General features: G+C 38.7%; 15 protein-coding genes. 13 read left to right on the top strand and 2 right to left on the bottom strand.

Features of this window, described 5'->3' with window-relative positions:
- The first annotated feature begins 48 nt into the window (after positions 1–48).
- The 12 genes from sohB (at position 49) to QQK09_RS13070 (ending at position 15,179) form a co-directional block, all read left to right on the top strand.
- Positions 49–1,098, top strand: a complete 1,050-nt coding sequence (sohB, locus tag QQK09_RS13125) for a protease SohB (protein WP_284204607.1) — start codon at positions 49–51, stop codon at positions 1,096–1,098.
- A gap of 193 nt (positions 1,099–1,291) precedes the next feature.
- A complete protein-coding gene (gene topA / locus QQK09_RS13120; protein WP_284204606.1) occupies positions 1,292–3,976 on the top strand; it encodes a type I DNA topoisomerase in 2,685 nt (894 codons plus the stop codon).
- A 197-nt stretch (positions 3,977–4,173) separates the two neighbouring features.
- Positions 4,174–4,668, top strand: coding sequence for a hypothetical protein (locus tag QQK09_RS13115; protein ID WP_284204605.1), 495 nt, complete (start codon positions 4,174–4,176; stop codon positions 4,666–4,668).
- A gap of 10 nt (positions 4,669–4,678) precedes the next feature.
- Positions 4,679–5,941, top strand: a complete 1,263-nt coding sequence (glgC, locus tag QQK09_RS13110) for a glucose-1-phosphate adenylyltransferase (RefSeq protein ID WP_284204604.1) — start codon at positions 4,679–4,681, stop codon at positions 5,939–5,941.
- A 47-nt stretch (positions 5,942–5,988) separates the two neighbouring features.
- Positions 5,989–6,774 carry a tRNA pseudouridine(38-40) synthase TruA gene (gene truA, locus QQK09_RS13105; RefSeq protein WP_284204603.1) on the top strand — a complete coding sequence of 262 codons (786 nt, stop codon included), beginning with the start codon at positions 5,989–5,991 and terminating at the stop codon, positions 6,772–6,774.
- A gap of 39 nt (positions 6,775–6,813) precedes the next feature.
- On the top strand, positions 6,814–8,076 hold the full coding sequence (gene folC / locus QQK09_RS13100; protein ID WP_284204602.1) for a bifunctional tetrahydrofolate synthase/dihydrofolate synthase: 1,263 nt from the start codon (positions 6,814–6,816) through the stop codon (positions 8,074–8,076).
- A gap of 3 nt (positions 8,077–8,079) precedes the next feature.
- Positions 8,080–8,691, top strand: coding sequence for an SPOR domain-containing protein (locus QQK09_RS13095; RefSeq protein WP_284204601.1), 612 nt, complete (start codon positions 8,080–8,082; stop codon positions 8,689–8,691).
- Between the two features lie 72 nt (positions 8,692–8,763).
- Positions 8,764–9,258, top strand: coding sequence for a CvpA family protein (locus tag QQK09_RS13090; RefSeq protein WP_284204600.1), 495 nt, complete (start codon positions 8,764–8,766; stop codon positions 9,256–9,258).
- 82 nt (positions 9,259–9,340) lie between these two features.
- A complete protein-coding gene (gene purF / locus QQK09_RS13085; RefSeq protein ID WP_284204599.1) occupies positions 9,341–10,855 on the top strand; it encodes an amidophosphoribosyltransferase in 1,515 nt (504 codons plus the stop codon).
- A 346-nt stretch (positions 10,856–11,201) separates the two neighbouring features.
- Positions 11,202–12,404, top strand: a complete 1,203-nt coding sequence (locus QQK09_RS13080) for a diguanylate cyclase domain-containing protein (protein ID WP_284204598.1) — start codon at positions 11,202–11,204, stop codon at positions 12,402–12,404.
- A 224-nt stretch (positions 12,405–12,628) separates the two neighbouring features.
- Positions 12,629–13,981, top strand: coding sequence for a hypothetical protein (locus QQK09_RS13075; RefSeq protein WP_284204597.1), 1,353 nt, complete (start codon positions 12,629–12,631; stop codon positions 13,979–13,981).
- A 130-nt stretch (positions 13,982–14,111) separates the two neighbouring features.
- A complete protein-coding gene (locus tag QQK09_RS13070) occupies positions 14,112–15,179 on the top strand; it encodes a HAMP domain-containing protein (RefSeq protein WP_284204596.1) in 1,068 nt (355 codons plus the stop codon).
- Between the two features lie 236 nt (positions 15,180–15,415).
- On the opposite strand, the gene asnS is transcribed toward QQK09_RS13070, so the two are convergent.
- Positions 15,416–16,816 carry an asparagine--tRNA ligase gene (asnS, locus tag QQK09_RS13065; RefSeq protein ID WP_284204595.1) on the bottom strand — a complete coding sequence of 467 codons (1,401 nt, stop codon included), beginning with the start codon at positions 16,814–16,816 and terminating at the stop codon, positions 15,416–15,418.
- A gap of 145 nt (positions 16,817–16,961) precedes the next feature.
- Between asnS and QQK09_RS13060 the strand changes: the two genes are divergently transcribed.
- Entirely contained in the window at positions 16,962–17,375 is a 414-nt protein-coding gene (locus QQK09_RS13060; RefSeq protein WP_284204594.1) for a hypothetical protein, read from the top strand.
- Here the strand turns inward: QQK09_RS13060 and bioA are convergent, their stop codons facing one another.
- Positions 17,376–18,647: an adenosylmethionine--8-amino-7-oxononanoate transaminase gene (gene bioA, locus QQK09_RS13055; RefSeq protein WP_284204593.1), complete on the bottom strand. Its 1,272-nt coding sequence runs from the start codon at positions 18,645–18,647 to the stop codon at positions 17,376–17,378.
- Between the last annotated feature and the right edge of the window lie 86 nt (positions 18,648–18,733).

Below are 18,733 nucleotides of genomic sequence, written 5' to 3'. Positions count from 1 at the left end.
GTTTTTGTCATGATATGCCACATTAATCTAATACTTAGGAATAAAACTGTGGAATTTTTATTTGAATATGGGCTATTTTTTGCTAAAGCGGTGACGTTCGTAATCACTGTTGCTGCATTATTAATTATCATTATCGCATTGACGAGTAAGCAAAAAAATAAAAAAGGAGAGATTGAGTTAACTGATATTTCAGCGTTGTTAAAAACGACTAAAAAATCAATACAAGAACAACTGTTAACACCACCACAACTTAAAGAACGCCTGAAAAAAGATAAAAAAGATCAAAAAGAGAAAGATAAGTTAGCTAAAAAATTGGCGAAAGAGGGCAATCAACCAGAGCCATTATCGCAACTTTATGTGCTGGACTTTAAAGGTAGCATCGACGCAAAAGAGGTAAGTTCTTTACGTGAAGAGATCACGGCTATTCTTTCTGTTGCTAGTGACAAAGATGAAGTATTTGTTCGCCTTGAAAGTGGTGGTGGTATGGTGCATGGATACGGCTTAGCTGCTTCTCAACTGCAGCGTTTGAAAGATAATAATATTCCACTGACTATCGCGGTTGATAAAGTTGCAGCAAGTGGTGGTTACATGATGACCTGTATTGCCGATAAAATAATCGCGGCGCCGTTCGCGATATTAGGATCAATCGGTGTGATTGCACAAATTCCTAACTTTAATAAAGTGCTTAAAAAACATGATATCGAATTTGAACAGCTAACCGCAGGCGACTATAAACGTACATTAACCATGTTTGGTGAAAATGACGAACAGGGGCGTGCGAAATTTAAGCAAGAACTGCAAGAGACCCATGAATTATTTAAACATTTTGTAAGTGAGCATCGCCCTGTTATCGATATTGAAAAAGTAGCAACGGGTGAACATTGGTATGGATTACAAGCCATTAAATTGAACCTAGTTGATAGCATTTCGACCAGTGATGATTACTTACTTTCTCAGCTTGACAATCGTCATATTGTGCAGATTAAATATGCCCAGAAAAAGAAGCTGGCTGATAAATTAGGCCATGGTGCAGCTATTGCATTTGAGAATAGTTTATTAAAAGTAATGCAATTAAATGTATCGCGCTTATTTAAATAAGTTGCGTGTAAATTGAACATATTGGTAAGCCAACTATCATTTAGTTGGCTTTTTTATCTCATTTTACAGAGTTATTGAAAATATAAGTTGCTATTCACGCTGACTTTGGCTTATATAAAAAGGGAATTCAGCGCATGAATCATAAATTAGTGTCGCACCTCTCAATCTTGACTACTCTAAGGCTAAAAGAATTATGAGCAAATCTCTTGTTATTGTGGAATCACCTGCAAAAGCAAAAACCATCAATAAATACCTTGGCAAAGACTACATTGTTAAATCAAGTGTGGGTCATATTCGTGATCTTCCTACCAGTGGAAGTGCTAAACAAAGAATAGATGCTAAGAAGAAAAAATCATTGGTTGGTATGACACCTGCGCAGAAAGAGAAAGAGAAAGCGAAACGCGCACAAGAGGCGCTTGTTACTCGTATGGGTATCGACCCAAACAACAACTGGAAAGCGCATTACGAAATACTACCAGGCAAAGAAAAAGTAGTTAGTGAATTACAAAAATTGGCTATTGATGCACCAACTATTTACCTTGCATCGGATTTGGATAGAGAAGGGGAAGCGATTGCTTGGCACCTTAAAGAGATCCTCGGTGGTGATGACAGTAAATTCCAACGTGTTGTTTTCAACGAAATTACAGAAAGTGCAATTCAAGAAGCCTTTAAGAATCCGACAGAACTTGACTTAAATAGTGTTAAAGCACAACAAACACGTCGCTTTTTAGACCGTGTCGTCGGATTTATGGTATCACCATTGTTATGGAAAAAAGTAGCACGTGGTCTTTCTGCTGGTCGTGTGCAATCTGTTGCAGTACGCCTTCTTGTTGAGCGTGAACGCTTGATTAAAGCATTCAATCCTGATGAATACTGGGATCTACACGCAGATACCGTTGCAAAAGATAAAAGTGAATTACGCTTAGAAGTTTTTAAAGAAGACGGTAATAGTTTTAAACCCACAACGGAAGCACATACAACGAAAGCGGTTGAAGCGTTAAAAGACGCGCAATTTAAATTACTTTCACGTGAAGATAAGCCGACTAAAAGTAAAGCAAGCGCACCTTTCATTACTTCTACACTACAGCAAGCGGCAAGTACGCGTTTAAGCTTTGGTGTAAAGAAAACCATGATGTTAGCGCAACGTTTGTATGAAGCGGGTTATATTACCTATATGCGTACCGACTCCACAAACTTGAGTAAAGATGCAGTCGCTTCTGCACGTGATTACATCACCGGTGAATTTGGTGCTAATTACTTACCTGCCGATCCTGTTGTATTTAGCAGTAAATCTGGCGCTCAAGAAGCGCATGAAGCGATTCGTCCATCAGATGTGACACAACTTGCCGCTCTGCTTAATGGTGTTGACCGTGATGCTATGCGCCTTTATGAACTTATCTGGCGTCAATTCTTAGCATGTCAGATGTTACCGGCACTTTACGATGCAACAACATTGGTTGTAGAGGCTGATAATTATTTATTACGTGCCAAAGGTCGTACCTTACGTTTTGCTGGTTGGACGAAAGCACAACCAGTTGCTAAAAGTAAAGTCGATGACGTGCAACTGCCTGATTTAGCAATTGGTGAAGTTATTGATTTAATTGAACTTGATCCTCGTCAGCATTTTACTAAGCCACCGGCTCGTTTTACCGAGGCGGCGTTAGTAAAAGAGCTTGAAAAGCAAGGTATCGGTCGTCCTTCTACCTATGCAAGTATCATCTCTACGATTCAAGATCGTGGCTATGTAAAAGTGGATAAACGCCGTTTTTATGCAGTTAAAATGGGAGAGATTGTCAGCGATCGCCTGAGTGAAAACTTTGTAGACCTGATGAGTTACTCATTTACTGCGGAGATGGAAGGTAATCTGGATGCTATTGCAGAAGGCAAAGCGGATTGGATTGCTGAGTTAGACCGTTTCTATAAAGATTTAACCGAGCTTCTTGAAAAAGCAGAACTACCTGAAGATGAAGGTGGTATGCGCTTAAATGAACCTGTGGCGATTAAAGAGGTTCGTTGTCCTACTTGTGAACGTGAAATGGGTATTCGTACCGCTTCAACTGGGGTATTTCTAGGTTGTTCTGGTTATGCATTACCACCTAAAGAGCGTTGTAAAACGACCATTAACTTAGTTGATGGTGAAGAAGTTGAAGATATTCTCAGTAATGAAGATCTTGAAACTGCTGCTCTCATGGCGAAAAAACGTTGTCCTAAATGTGACATGGCAATGGACAGCTACTTAATTGATGAAAAACGTAAGTTACACGTCTGTGGTAATAACCCTATTTGTGAAGGGCACCTTGTTGAAGAGGGTGAGTTTAAGATCAAAGGCTACGATGGTCCAATTGTTGAATGTGACAAATGTGGCAACGAGATGCAGCTCAAAGATGGTCGCTTTGGTAAATACATGGGCTGTACCAACGAAGAGTGTAAAAATACACGTAAAATTTTACGTAATGGTGAAGTTGCTCCTCCAAAAGAAGATCCTGTTCATCTTGAAGAGTTACCTTGTGAACAGAGTGATGCTTATTTTATTTTACGTGATGGCGCTTCTGGTCTGTTCTTAGCGGCAAGTACATTCCCACGTTCTCGTGAAACGCGAGCACCGAAAGTAGCTGAACTTGCACAGTTTAAAGCGCGCATTTCACCTAAATTCTTCTATTTAGCTGAAGCACCACAAACGGATCCTGCTGGTAACCCCGCTGTTGTGCGTTACAGTCGTAAAAACAAAGAACAATATGTTATGACTGAAATCGACAAAAAAGCAACCGGTTGGACTGCTAAGTATGTGGGTGGTGAGTTAAAAGATAAAGTGTTAAGCGGTGGTAAATGGGTTGAAGAGCAAACTAAAAAGCGTGCTGTGAAAAAAAAGAAAGACTAACCTAATCCCTGATTAATAATAAATTTAAAGGTAGCGCAAGCTACCTTTTTTATTTGTAAGCCAATGCCAATGTGAGCCATCGCATATAAAAACAACTTAAAAGAGTCGTAGTTTGACCTCTTTCAAACTTTCCCCTGTCAGTGTCATCACTTTCTTTTAATTAGACTAATTTTATAATTATTTGATTGAGAGGCCGTATGCTAGCATTTTCCCTATTAAGCGAATTAGATCGTAAGGTCATACTCTTTACCCATGAGAAGCGCACACGTGATAAAAATAGATTATCTTCAACAATATTAAGCGAGGAGTATCGTGCCTTTATTATCACCGAAGGTGAATATATTTTATGGGAGCTACAGAAACGTAAGCTAACGGAAGCGGAAGTCATTGCGCATGCATGGTTAGTTACCTCGGTAAGCAATATATCGTTAATGTTTAATTTTCAAAAAAATAACCAGTTGACGATTAGCAGTCTGTTTGAAAACTTTCACTGCAGTGGCGATTGGCAATTAGAGCATGGTATTTTAAAGGTTGCTTTTGTTTACGAAGGACACAGTTATGATATCAATATCATTGCAAACAATAATCGCTCTATCCACTCTGCATTACAGATTGTCGACAATCAACGGTCCGAGTTATTAAAAGTTGCGCCGATTATTAATGCGACACAAGGCACTGCATTACTCGACTAAGAGGTTATAGATGTCTCAACATATTGGTTTATTAACACGTGATACCATTGCATTAATTTTAGCGGGAGGTAAGGGCAGTCGCTTAAAGCATTTAACGGAAGATCGTGCTAAACCTGGTTTACCTTTTGGTGGGAAATACAAAATTATTGATTTTACGTTATCTAATTGCATGAATTCAGGTATACGTCGTGTCAATGTATTAACTCAATATAAATCTTCAGAGTTACTTGATCATATCCAAAAGTCTTGGAGTAGAATGCCCTGGGAGCTTGGTGAATACGTCAATATCGTCCCCGCACAGCAGCAGATTGGTGATCTTTGGTATCGTGGCACAGCTGATGCTGTTTATCAAAATCTCAAACAGTTACGTAAACAGCATTGTAAATATGTGTTAATACTCGGTGGTGATCATATCTATAAAATGGATTACAGCCGTATGCTTCGCCAACATGCCAAAAATAATGCTGACATATCTATCGCATCCATTCCCGTGAATACAAAACATGCTTCTCCTTTTGGTGTGTTAGGTATCAATAGCGATATGCGTATCATTGAATTTGTAGAGAAACCAGAATGCCCACCGGAGATGCCTGACTTGCCGGGTAAGTCATTGGTGTCAATGGGTGTTTATATTTTCAATTTTGATGTTTTAGAAAAACTACTATTAGCAGACGCCTGTTTACCTGCTTCACAGCATGACTTTGGTTATAACGTGATACCGAAGGCAATTAAACAGCAATCTGTGTACGCTTATGTGTTTGATTCTGATGGTTGTGCCGATGTACAGGCTTATTGGAAAGATGTTGGCACGGTAGATCAATATTTCCATGCAAATTTAGACCTCGTACAATTAGAGCCAGAGCTTAATCTTTATGATAAACATTGGCCTATCTACTCATTTCAAGAACAGTTGCCCGGCGCAAAATTTATTTTCGATGAAGAGGGGTGTCGAGGCCAAGCGATTGACAGTGTTATCACTGCCGGTTGTATTATATCCGGTGCTACATTAAAAAAATCATTGCTATTTACCTGCGTAACAATCGAGCGATACAGTAAACTTGGTCACTGTGTCATTTTACCTAATGTTCGAATTGGTAAGCGATGCAATTTATATAATGTATTAGTAGTCGAAGATTGTATTATCCCTGATGATTTTTGTATCGGTTTTGACTACGAAAGTGATAAAAACTTTTACGAAATATCAGAAAGTGGTGTCATATTAGTCACTCAGGAGATGATTGATAATTTTTTGAAGATTGAGCATGGAGGTTAAATCTAAAAACGGTATACTTCATTTTTTAAAATATTAGGTGAAGAGTGATGCGCATTGCTTTAGGTGTTGAGTATGATGGAGCTAATTATTATGGTTGGCAGCGTCAAAAAGAGGTTATTTCGGTACAACAAAAACTGGAAGAGGCACTCTCTTTAATTGCTAATCACACGGTCACTGTGAATTGTGCAGGGCGAACTGATGCCGGTGTGCATGGTACTGGGCAAGTTGTACATTTCGAAACAACGGCTGATCGTAAAGATGTTGCATGGACGCTTGGCGTCAATGCTAATCTACCTGATGATATTGCCGTACGTTGGGTAAAACAGGTTGATGAAACATTCCATGCACGTTTTAGTGCAACTGCAAGACGCTATCGTTATATCATTTACAACGCACCTTTTAGACCGGGTATTTTACGCTCTGGTTTAAGTCATTATCACCACCCACTTGATGCACAACTAATGCAACAAGCTGGTCAGCATATTATTGGTGAGCAGGATTACACCTCGTTCCGAGCGCTTCATTGTCAAGCTAATAGCCCAGTACGCAGCATCGAGTATTTAAATATCACCCGTCGTGGTGATTTCATCATTATTGATATCAAAGCGAATGCTTTCTTACACCATATGGTGCGCAATATTGCAGGTAGTTTGATCGAAGTCGGTCGTGGCAAACAGCCCGTTGATTGGTTAGCAACCTTACTGGCACTTAAAGATCGTTCGAAAGCGGCTGCAACAGCAAAACCAGGCGGTTTGTACTTGGTTGAAGTTGATTATCCAGAGCAGTTTGCTTTACCAAGACCTGCTATAGGTCCTCTTTTTTTAGAACAATAATTGTTATTAGTGTAGGTATAAAGGGAATAGTGTCGAATAATGAAGATGAATAAACGCAGCCTAAATGAATGGTTAAGTTATCTAGAGAAGTTACACCCAACAGAAATAGAACTCGGGTTAACGCGTATTGGTAAAGTCGCTAATGATCTTAATGTTATCCATTTTGATGCCAAAGTGATTACCGTTGCTGGCACTAATGGCAAGGGCACAACCTGTGCTTTTTTAGAAGAGATTTTAATACAGGCAGGATACAAGGTTGGTGTTTATAGTTCGCCACATATTCAGCGTTATACTGAAAGATTGCGTATTAATAAACAAGAGATGCCTGAGCAGTTTCATTGTCAGGCGTTTGAAAAAATAGAATCACTTCGTGGCGATACTTCATTAAGCTATTTTGAATATGTAACGTTAGGCTGTCTCGATATTTTAAAAGCTGAGAAGTGTGATTTTATCCTGTTGGAAGTTGGCTTAGGTGGACGTCTTGATGCAACTAATGTGGTTGAGTCCGATGTGAGTGTAGTGACAACGATCGGTATCGATCATATCGATTGGTTAGGTGACGACAGAGAAAAGATCGGTTTTGAAAAAGCGGGCGTATTTCGTGCTTCAAAACCAGTCATCTGTGGTGAACTTGATGCTCCGCAATCACTGCAACAACATGCTGAAAATATTAATGCTGATATTCGTTATGCGGGTAAAGATTTCCAAGCGACAATCGGCGCTAATAGTTGGTCTTGGTCTGGTCATAAAAACATTGATAATCTACCGCTGACATTAATGCCATTGCAAAATGCATCAACCGCATTAGCTGTGATTGAGGCGCTCGAGCTTGAACTTCCTGTTACATTATTAACGAATGCAATTGGTCATGCACAGCTAGCAGGACGTTTACAAAAAGTCAGTAGTGAGACACAAGTCGATACGTATTTAGATGTTGCACATAACCCGCAGTCCGCCGAGTATTTAGCAACACAACTTCAGCATTTACGTAAACCTGGTGGTAAGGTATTTGCGATTGTTGGCATGCTCGAAGATAAAGATTTAACCGGCACCTTTGCAGTGATTAACTCAGCAATTGATTATTATCATTTGATTCCGCTTGAATGTTATCGAGGTGCATCACAGCAAACACTGCTTAAGCATTATCAAGCTAGTAATGACCTGCCTGCTAAGGTAGATTGTTTTGAGACTATCGCGGATGCGTATAACCGCGTATTATCAAAGGCAAATAATGACGATATTATTATCGTATTTGGATCATTTTATACCGTTTCAGCTTTTTTAACATTTTCACAAGGGTAAATCGTGGCTTCTCAGTTTCAAAATAGATTAGTGGGTATCAGTATTTTAGTGGCATGTGTGGTCATTTTTCTTCCATCAATTATTGATGGTAAAAAGATGGCCTATGAAGATGAATTTGTTGCCACACCGATTCACCCAGCATTAAAAACACATTCACAGACATTAAATGTTCAAGATGAACCCATTTCTTCTGCTCAGTTAACTGATGGCAGTGTTGTGGATGAACAGTGGCAAGTCGAAGAGGTCCTACAGGTAGATAGCGTTGATAAAAAGCCAATTGCAGCGACTGAACCTCCAGTAAAAAAAGTAGTGCCTAAACAGGTTGAAAAAATAGTGAAGAAAGCTCCGGTAAAACCCACAATGCCTGAGTCTGCTTGGACGATTCAATTAGGGGCATTTCAAAATGCGAGTAATATAAACTCACTATTAAAAACACTACATAAAGCAGGATATCAAGCACATACAGTTCCAACAGAGGTGATTGATGGGAAATTAACCCGTCTTTTTGTTGGTCCAGATGTTTCTAAGAAAAAGCTTGAGCAACAATTGCCGCGTTTGAAACGTCTAACAAAACTAGAGGGAAAACTACTGCCTTTTGATGCAGTAAATCCTTAAATTATTACAGCTTTTGATAAAATTATCTGCTAAAATCCGCCTCGTTTAAAAGTTCATAAATTAAGGACAATAATGGGTTGGTTTGATTTAACTATTTTAGGCATCATCGCTTTTTCAGCATTGATTAGCTTAATCCGCGGCTTCACGAAAGAAGCGATCTCTCTGGTTACTTGGTTTACAGCATTTTTTGTTGCTAGTAATTTTTACCCCGAAGTAACCTCTTATCTAACCCAGCTTGATGACCAACTTATCCGCAACTCTGTTGCTATCGCTATTCTATTTATATCAGTGCTTCTATTAGGAGCGTTGATTAACTACATTGTTAACCGTTTAGTCGCAGTAACCGGGTTATCTGGCACAGATCGCCTTTTAGGTGTACTTTTTGGTGCTATTCGTGGCGTGCTAATTGTTAGCGCAGTACTCTTTTTTATTGATTCATTCACTAGCTTTAATGAAGCTCCGTGGTGGAAAGAATCAACCCTCATTCCAGAGTTTGGTATTATTATCGAATGGTTTTTTAGTCACTTGGAGAACTCTTCAAGTTTTTTACAAAACCTTTCGACTTAAAAAGATTAAATTTGAAATCAATCACTAATTTTTAGTGAGTGGAATATATTAATTATCAATTCTTAAATAAAGGCGTGAATTTATGTGTGGAATCGTTGGCATCGTTGGGGCAACACCTGTTAATCAAAGTATCTATGATGCATTAACTGTATTACAACACCGTGGACAAGATGCAGCTGGCATTATCACTATCTCTGATGATAATTTTAAACAGCGTAAAGCTAATGGATTAGTCAAAGACGTTTTTGATTCTAAGCATATGCAACGTTTAAAGGGTAACATTGGTATCGGCCATGTACGCTACCCAACAGCAGGTAGTTCAAGTGCAGCTGAAGCTCAGCCATTTTATGTAAACTCTCCTTGGGGCATGGCACTGGCTCATAATGGTAACTTAACTAACGCAACGCAATTACGCGAAACTGTTGCTGTTTCTCGCCGTCATATCAATACCACCTCTGACTCAGAAGTATTACTGAATATTTTTGCTGCTGAGTTGGATAAAATGCCCAATTCTAATTTAACACCATCGAATATATTTACTGCTGTCGGTGAAGTTCACCGCAAAGTTTCTGGTGCCTACGGTGTTGTGTCATTGGTTATTGGTCATGGCATGGTCGCTTTTCGCGACCCAGATGGTATCCGTCCTTTAGTATTAGGTTCTCGTAAAACAGAATCTGGTGATATGGAATACATTGTTGCTTCAGAAAGTGTTGGTCTTGATACGATTGGTTTTGAAGTGATGCGTGACGTTGAACCTGGCGAAGCGATTTATATTACAGAAGATCGCCAACTATTTACAAAACAGTGCGCAGAAAAAACATCATTACACCCTTGTATCTTTGAATATGTTTACCTTGCTCGTCCTGACTCTACATTAAGCGGGATTTCTGTTTATGAAGCACGTCTTGAAATGGGGCGTAAATTAGGTGCAAAAATTAAACGTGAATGGGCTGATATTGAAATTGATGCTGTTATTCCAATCCCTGAAACATCAAATGATATTGCACTTGAAATTTCTGTTGAACTGGGCATTCCTTACCGTCAAGGTTTTGTTAAAAACCGTTATATCGGCCGTACCTTCATTATGCCGGGTCAAACACAACGTCGTAAATCAGTCCGTCGTAAATTAAATGCAATCAATGCAGAGTTTAAAGGAAAATCAGTTTTATTAGTTGATGACTCAATTGTTCGTGGCACGACTTCAGAACAGATTGTTGAGATGGTTCGTGATGCTGGCGCTAAAAATGTTTACTTTGCATCAGCAGCACCACAGGTTCGTTACCCAAATGTTTACGGTATCGATATGCCTACAGCAGATGAGTTAATTGCCTACAATCGAACTGATGAGCAAATCAGTGACTGTATCGGTAGTGACAAATTAATCTTTCAAGATCTACAAGACTTAAAAGATGCAGTGCAAAAGCAAAATCCTGATGTTGATGGTTTTGAATGTTCAGTATTTGATGGTGTTTATGTAACGGGTGATGTTGATCAACATTATTTTGATTACCTAGCTAGCTTACGCAATGAAGATGCAAAAGTTATTCAAGAGCAAAAAGAAGAGCTTGCAAGTTTAGAAATGCATAACGAATCATAATTCGCTTCCAAATTAAATCTTAAAAATTACAAAACCACCTCTTAAAACAGGTGGTTTGTTTTGGGATAAAATTATTATTTATTTCAAATTGTCTGTCTGTTACTTCAAATAAGTTTCAATTCTGTCGATAAACTTTACAAATCTTACGCCTTGTAAGCGCTTTCTTTTCGTGTTATTGATCTCATTATGTTTTTTTTAACTATGTATAATCCTAGTAATACAGGGAACTTGTTGGAAAGGTGACTTTTCAGTGCCGATAGCTTTATAAGTAAAATCAAAGGAACGATAGCATATTGTAAATTTTACAAGGCTCAGACTGAATTGAATGGATTTCAAGGAACTATTTATGGAAGAATATAATCAAATTGAATGTAATATTGATGATAATAGCGTTGAGTTGAATGATCATATCAGTGATATAAGCAGATATAAAAACAAAAATGTAACAGAAAAAAGTGCTTTTCAAGAGGTTATGTCACAGATAGATATTTCAGATAGACACGCTTTCGACCATCAATATAAGCAGCTATGGTGTAAAGGTGCTGTGCAGGGGAGTTGTTTATCAGTCTTTATTTGTGAAATTGATTTTTTTGAGGCTTACCGTGAAAATTATGGTGAGCAAAGCGCCTCATTTATGCTTCTTGTTGTCGCGGTGGCTTTAAAAGGCGTATGCGAACGTAATAATTGTTTTTTAGCGCACTACGAAAATGCAAGCTTTGCGATTTTGATGATTGATGCTAATGATCTAAATGCTGCTGATATTGCAGAGCAACTCCGTCAAGCGGTTGAGCAGACAGGCACGGAGCATAAATATTCAAGTGTCAGTGATGTCGTCACCTTAAGTATCGGTGTATCAAGTAATTACCCTATTTCCATGCAAACATTATTCGACAAAACGAATGCGATTTTAAAAGTTTCAAAATCAAATGGGCGAAATAAAGTTAGCACTGATTTATCTGACTCGTCTGTTGCAATCACTTCTCAAAAGGTTGTACCGTCTTTACGCGAGACACACAGCACGTCCAAAATTTCAACTCATATCCCTTTAAAGCAAAGTATGTTAGCTATAAACGTTAATGGGCGGCGCACCTTTCAACATGACTTTACAAAATTGTGGCAGCAGAGTTTAGATGAAGGGGAGTTAATATCTCTGTTAATTTGCAAAGTTGATTTTTTTAGTGATTACGTTGAGTGTTACGGTGAGCAATCAGGTGAAAACCTATTGTTAACCGTTGCTAATACCTTAAACCATTTATACAAAAATATAGGTGGGGCTGTTTATCATGCTGGTGGGCAGAAATTTATAGCACTATTTAAAGGTAGCAATGCAACCACTGGGTTAAGAGTTGCAAACGCGTTGCATGAGTTAATCGCATCATCCTCTATCGAACATAAAACTTCTTCCATATCAGACTTTATAACTATCAGTGCTGGTTTATCTTGTTTGATTCCTGATAAATCTAACTCAATGAAAATATTGATGAATCAAGTGGATATCGCGCTTAATAAAGCAGTTCAAGATGGTCGAAATCAGACCAGTGTTAGCTAATATCATTTCATTAAAGCGTTCTATTAGCATTATCTCGTCACTATCTCTTTACTAGATATTGATTAACGACTCAGATAACGGCTTAACTAATCATTACATAATACAATGCTATAAGTAGGCAATAATTAGTCACAAAAGAAAGCGCTTACTATGTGGGTTTGTGTTAACTATTACTAAAAATAACAGAAATGGAATTTCGCTATTTCAAACAGTGGGGAGGTTAAATGGTTATTAAAATATTAATTTTTATCGTTAGTGTGGTGCCTATTTATTCATTTGCATCACAGCAAGCACGCGTTTATGAAAAATATAACAATAGTGAGGTTATCGTAGAAAAAGTGGGTGAATTGGCTTGTACATTAACCTATAAAAATGGTGACTTCCTGACTACTGAAGGGATGCCAGTATTTTACACTTTTCAGGTAGAGCTTGATGATGGTGCTTTACATTCAGGCTTGCACCTTTGGTTGCCTCATCCGATGCAAGCTAGTCGTAGCATGACCTTAGCTTTTCATCAGGATAAAAAAATATATGAATATACCGGGAAGAGTTCTGAGTATGGTGATGCTTTCTATAAAACGGATCTTTTTGATCACTTCGTCAAGGCGAATAAAATTATTGTCACACAAGGGCGTGTAACAACAAAGATGCCTATCTATTCAACGTTATCTTTTCCTCGCAGTGTGAACAACGCGTTTAACCAATGTGTCACTAATCTAGAAAAGCTATCACATACATTTTGCACCAGTTCTGATGCTGCTAATCAAAAGTGTGTAGCGAAAAGTAAGCTTAACAAACAGCGATTTGCAGGTTTAACGGTGAAAGACAATCCAGCTTATATTGCAAAATTAAAAATAATAGAGGCGGCAAAGTTAGAGGCAAATCAAAAAGCACTGGCTGATGCTCAAACTGCAGCGTTAGCTAAAGAGCAAGCAGAAGTACTGCTTAGTGCACAGCGGATTGTTGAAGAACAAACACAAAAAGCAAAAGCGAAACTCGCCATTGAACAACAGAAACGACTTGTACAAGCGAAGAATGATGAAATAACAGCGATTGAAAAATCTAAAGCAATTCAGCACTCAAAGGTTACCCAAAAAAATGAGGTGCTCTCTATCTTTGAAAGCAGGCTACATTCACCGTTTAAAGCTAAGAAATATATTCAAATTGGTGGCAGTATCTCAAGCTCGCTTCGTGCTGACAACGAACATAGAATGGTGCAGCGAGTGCGTTTTGATACTAGCAAAGGGGTTTTTTACTATGCGAGCAGCCATGCTGAGAATTATGAAAAATATACCTCCCTTGAATTTGATTTTAAACTGCTAAAAGATCCCCGTGATGATGGCGGGTTTGTCATTAAAATGGATTGTGGTTCAAATTGTTCATCGGGAAATTACGCTATCTCAACACCAAAAATAGGTGTGTGGGAACAGTATCGTATCAAAACTGAAGCGTTAATTAATCATCCTGGTTCAACATTAGATCTTACCAAAGTGAATGTTCCCTTTGCGATTCTTCCCGATTGGGGAAAACAACGCGGTGTAGTGTTCATGATTGATAATGTCAGGTTGGTCAATTAATACTTAATCGTAAAATTTAAACTCAGGATATTCGTCATATTATTCATTTAACAGTTGGAATTTAAGCCCCATGCTCATCAAACATAAATTAATAACTAATACTCTTGTCACCATAATAAGCATGCTAGCGATGCTTTCACTGATGCACTTCTCTTTATTGTCATTAAAAAATGATATAACGCTAGCACAAGATGTTAGTAAGATTGAAGCACAAATGCTGCAATTAAGGTTATATGAAAAACAGTTTTTAACAGGTAAAAAAGAGGCACATATTGCGCAGTTTAATGATCAAGTTGCAACTATACAGCTAAGCATTGAAAACCTGAGGAACGAACTTAAAAACCTTGATATTTCAGGGCAAGAGTCTATAAAACTGGGTCATTTGCTGATTAACTATCAGCGTTTTTTCAATATTGTGGTTGATATACATAAGCGTATTGGTTTGGATCCTAATAGTGGCCTGCATGGTGAATTGAATCGTGCGGTTATAGATGCTGAGCAAGCGATGGGGGATTCTGTTGTGTTTTTAAAAATGATGCTGCAGGTAAGGAGCAGTGAAAAAAATTATATGCTGCTTCAAGATGAGCAATATCTACTTATATTTAAAGATGATTTGAACAAATTAATTGTTAGCGTCGAAAGTAGCTTCTTAATTCAAGCTAAAAAAACAGTGATTTTAAGTGCATTGAATCGTTATCAAAATGTATTTTTATCGCTAGCTGAAGAGCAAAAAATATTAGGTTATAAAGAAGATCAAGCTCTTCAACGAGCGATGAACGACAGTGCAATCAAAGCACAACTGGCTCAGGTAGAATTGATTAAAAAGACAAATTTAGCAATCAATGAATACATCTCTTCCATTACGAAAAACACTTATATTCTGTTTATCCTCGCGTTACTTACTTCGATATTAATTGGCTGGTTTATTTCACGTAATATTATTAACGCTATCACGCATATCAAAACATCTATTACTAAAATTACCGAAAGTAATGATTTAACGATTGTCGTTTCGACTAAAAGTAATGATGAATTGGCCGATGTGGCTAAAGCATTTAATTATATGCTTTCCAATTTTCAAAGCTTACTGGCTTCAGTCAAGAAGCTAGACAGCAGTTCGGCGAATAAAACTGAAATACTCACAGAAGATTCTTTTTGGGCTGATTTTACCTATGAAGAGTTGCCTGAAGATAGATAAGTTATATTGAGCAGATATTATTAGGGGTTATTCCTTACTCACACCTAGTTAAACCATTATGCATAATATTCTGCTCAGTGTTTATTGAAGGAAAATGAAGCAGGGCAAGCTGTATAATGTAACAGATAGAATCACTACCTAGCTTTTATTCAAATCGCTATTTTAGATTAGTATGTGGCACAAAAAAGCCAACTAAAAAGTTGGCTTAATTATTTTTCAATCGTTAATAGCAACAATTAAAAATCAGCGCTGCCTGGTGAACGTGGGAATGCAATTACGTCACGGATGTTTTGTACACCTGTTACGTAAGAAACTAAACGTTCAAAACCTAGACCAAAACCTGCGTGAGGTACTGTGCCGTATTTACGTAGATCACGGTACCAGCTGTAATCGTCCATGTTTAGGTCCATTTCAGCGATACGTTTATCTAGCGCTTCAAGGCTTTCTTCACGTTGACTACCACCGATGATTTCACCAATACCTGGTGCAAGTACATCCATCGCTGCTACTGTTTTACCATCTTCATTAAGCTTCATGTAGAACGCTTTAATGTCTTTCGGGTAGTTTTGTAGAATGATTGGTGCGCCAACGTGTACTTCAGCAAGGTAACGTTCGTGCTCAGATTGTAAATCTACGCCCCATTCAACATCATATTCAAATTTCTTACCACAGTTTTGTAAGATTTCGATCGCTTCAGTGTAATCCATACGTACGAATTCAGAGCTAACCATCTTCTCTAGACGCGTAATCGCTTCTTTGTCTACGCGTTGTGCAAAGAATGCCATGTCATCAGCACGTTCAGTTAATACCGCGTTGAATACATATTTAAGCATATCTTCAGCAAGCTGAGCGGCATCGGCTAAATCAGCAAAAGCGATTTCAGGTTCAACCATCCAGAATTCAGCAAGGTGACGTGTTGTGTGCGAGTTTTCAGCACGGAACGTAGGGCCAAATGTGTAAACGTTGCTTAGTGCACATGCATAAGTTTCAGCATTTAACTGACCAGAAACGGTCATGAAGGTTTCTTTACCGAAGAAATCTTGTTTGTAATCTACTTTACCCGCTTCAGTTTTTGGCAGGTTTTCTAGATCAAGGGTACTTACACGGAACATTTCACCAGCACCTTCACAGTCAGAACCTGTGATGATTGGTGTGCTGATCCAGTTAAAACCTTTTTCGTAGAAAAAGTTATGGATAGCATGTGACAAACAGTTACGAACACGTGTTACTGCGCCGATGATGTTAGTACGTGGACGAAGATGTGCGTGCTCACGAAGGTATTCAATGCTGTGACGTTTAGCTGACATTGGGTAAGTATCTGGGTCTTGTACAAAACCGTGTACTTGAACGTTTGTCGCTTGAATCTCAAAGCTTTGACCTTTACCTGGGCTTTCAACTAGCTCACCGGTTACGCTAACAGAACAACCAGCAGTTAGATTTAAAACATCTGAAGCATAATTTTCAAGGTCTGAAGGAACAACAGCTTGGATAGGATCAAAACATGAACCATCGTAAATCGCTAAAAAAGAGATACCCGCTTTTGAATCACGACGTGTGCGGATCCAACCATTCACGGTCACTGTTTCGCCAATTGGGAATTTGTCGTTGAATATTTCAACAATTGCTGTTTTTGACATCTGAATTAATGCTCCATAATCACAGTTTTCACTGTTTCTTAGTAAAAAATTTCTTAGACGCATATCTTACCTTGGCGGTAGCAAGATACAAGTATATGATTTGATAATCCGTCAATTAAAATCATGTTTAGCGCATGGGGGCACGATGCAGCAACAGTTTCAACAAAAACGATTACATAATGCACAGCAATGGCGCCGTTTTATTATGCTGTGGTTGACCGTTATCCTGTGGGGGGCTTTTCTTGCTTATATGCTGCTTTTCCACTTTCAGCGTGAAATATTTGAACCGCTGATCATGAAACACTTTGAAGTGGTCAATATTTCAGATTATCGGTTTGTTGAAATAAAACTGTTTATGTACATGCTCTGGTCATGTTGTATCGTTTCTGGATTGGCAATTATTAATAGCTGGGGAAAGGAGCGCCGCAGTCACGACGGCACGCCCGATAAGTTGTTAATTGTGGTGATGTTAGCTGCGGTGGGCTTTGCAGTTTATTATGCGATGACTGATCTAAACTATCTTAATGGGCAACTGTCTTTTCTTGCTAACTATTTTTAATCACTGATTCGCGGCAACCTGATAAATTGCGTCACATAACTGTTTAAGTTGTGCTGCTTCGATAATATACGGAGGCATCACATAAACAAGCTTGCCAAAGGGGCGTATCCAAACGCCTAAATCCACAAACAGTTTCTGCACGGTTGCCACATCAACGGCCTGTTTTAACTCCACCACACCAATCGCACCTAGAATACGCACCGCTTTTACGCTGTCTAACTCTTTACACGGTGCGAGGTAATCGATGAGTTGTTGCTCAATGTTTTCTACCTTTGTTTTCCAATCAAAGCTACGTAATTTATCGATATTTGCATTAGCAACTGCACATGCGAGCGGATTACCCATAAAAGTAGGGCCGTGCATAAACACGCCAGCTTTGCCTTCACTAATGGTATTGGCAATTTTATTGGTGGTCAGTGTCGCCGCTAAACTCATGTAACCACCTGTGATCGCTTTACCCACACAAATAATATCGGGGCTGATATCGGCATGTTCGCAGGCAAATAGTTTACCGGTTCGGCCAAAGCCGGTAGCAATCTCATCGGCGATTAACAGCAGATCATGTTTATCACATAACGCACGCACACCTTTCAGGTATTCAGGGTGATAAAAATGCATGCCGCCAGCACCTTGCACAATCGGCTCTAAAATAATCGCGGCGATATTGTTTTTGTTCGTTTCTATTAGCTCAGTCATTACCGCTAAATCGTCGTTATCCCAAGGGGCATTAAAAGGGGTCTTTGGTTGCGGTGCAAACAGTTGCTGCGGTAAAAAGTTATGGTATAACTCGTGCATTGCTCCTTCGGGATCAGTGACACTCATCGCGCCAAAGGTATCACCATGATAACCATTTCGAATCGTTAAAAATTGACTTCTTGGTGCGTTTTTTGCGTGCCAATATTGCAATGCCATTTTTAATGCCACCTCAACGGCAACGCTGCCTGAATCACACAAAAATACCTTTTCTAACCCTGCGGGGGTGATCTCTACCAATTTTTTACCCAGATCAATCGCGGGTTGATGAGTTAATCCGCCAAACATCACGTGCGCCACTTTATCGATTTGATCTTTAGCGGCTTGATTAAGCTCTGCGACATTATAACCAAATAAACATGCCCACCAAGAAGACATGCCATCAATCAATTGCTCACCGCTTTCAAGTGTTAACAAACATTTATCGGCAGATTGAACACCATAACAGGGCAGAGGATTGGTCATCGAGGTATAAGGATGCCAGAGGTTATTCTTATCAAATTGGTGATCTAAACTCATAATTGCTCGCTATTTGTACAGATGTAAAGAAATTTAACTAGAAAAGTTGACAGTGTAACTATGAACCTTAGAATGTGGAAACTATT

Origin of the sequence: Psychromonas marina (assembly GCF_030161115.1) — a bacterium.
Taxonomy (GTDB): Bacteria; Pseudomonadota; Gammaproteobacteria; order Enterobacterales; family Psychromonadaceae; genus Psychromonas; species Psychromonas marina.
This window is presented reverse-complemented; position numbering and strand designations above follow the sequence as displayed.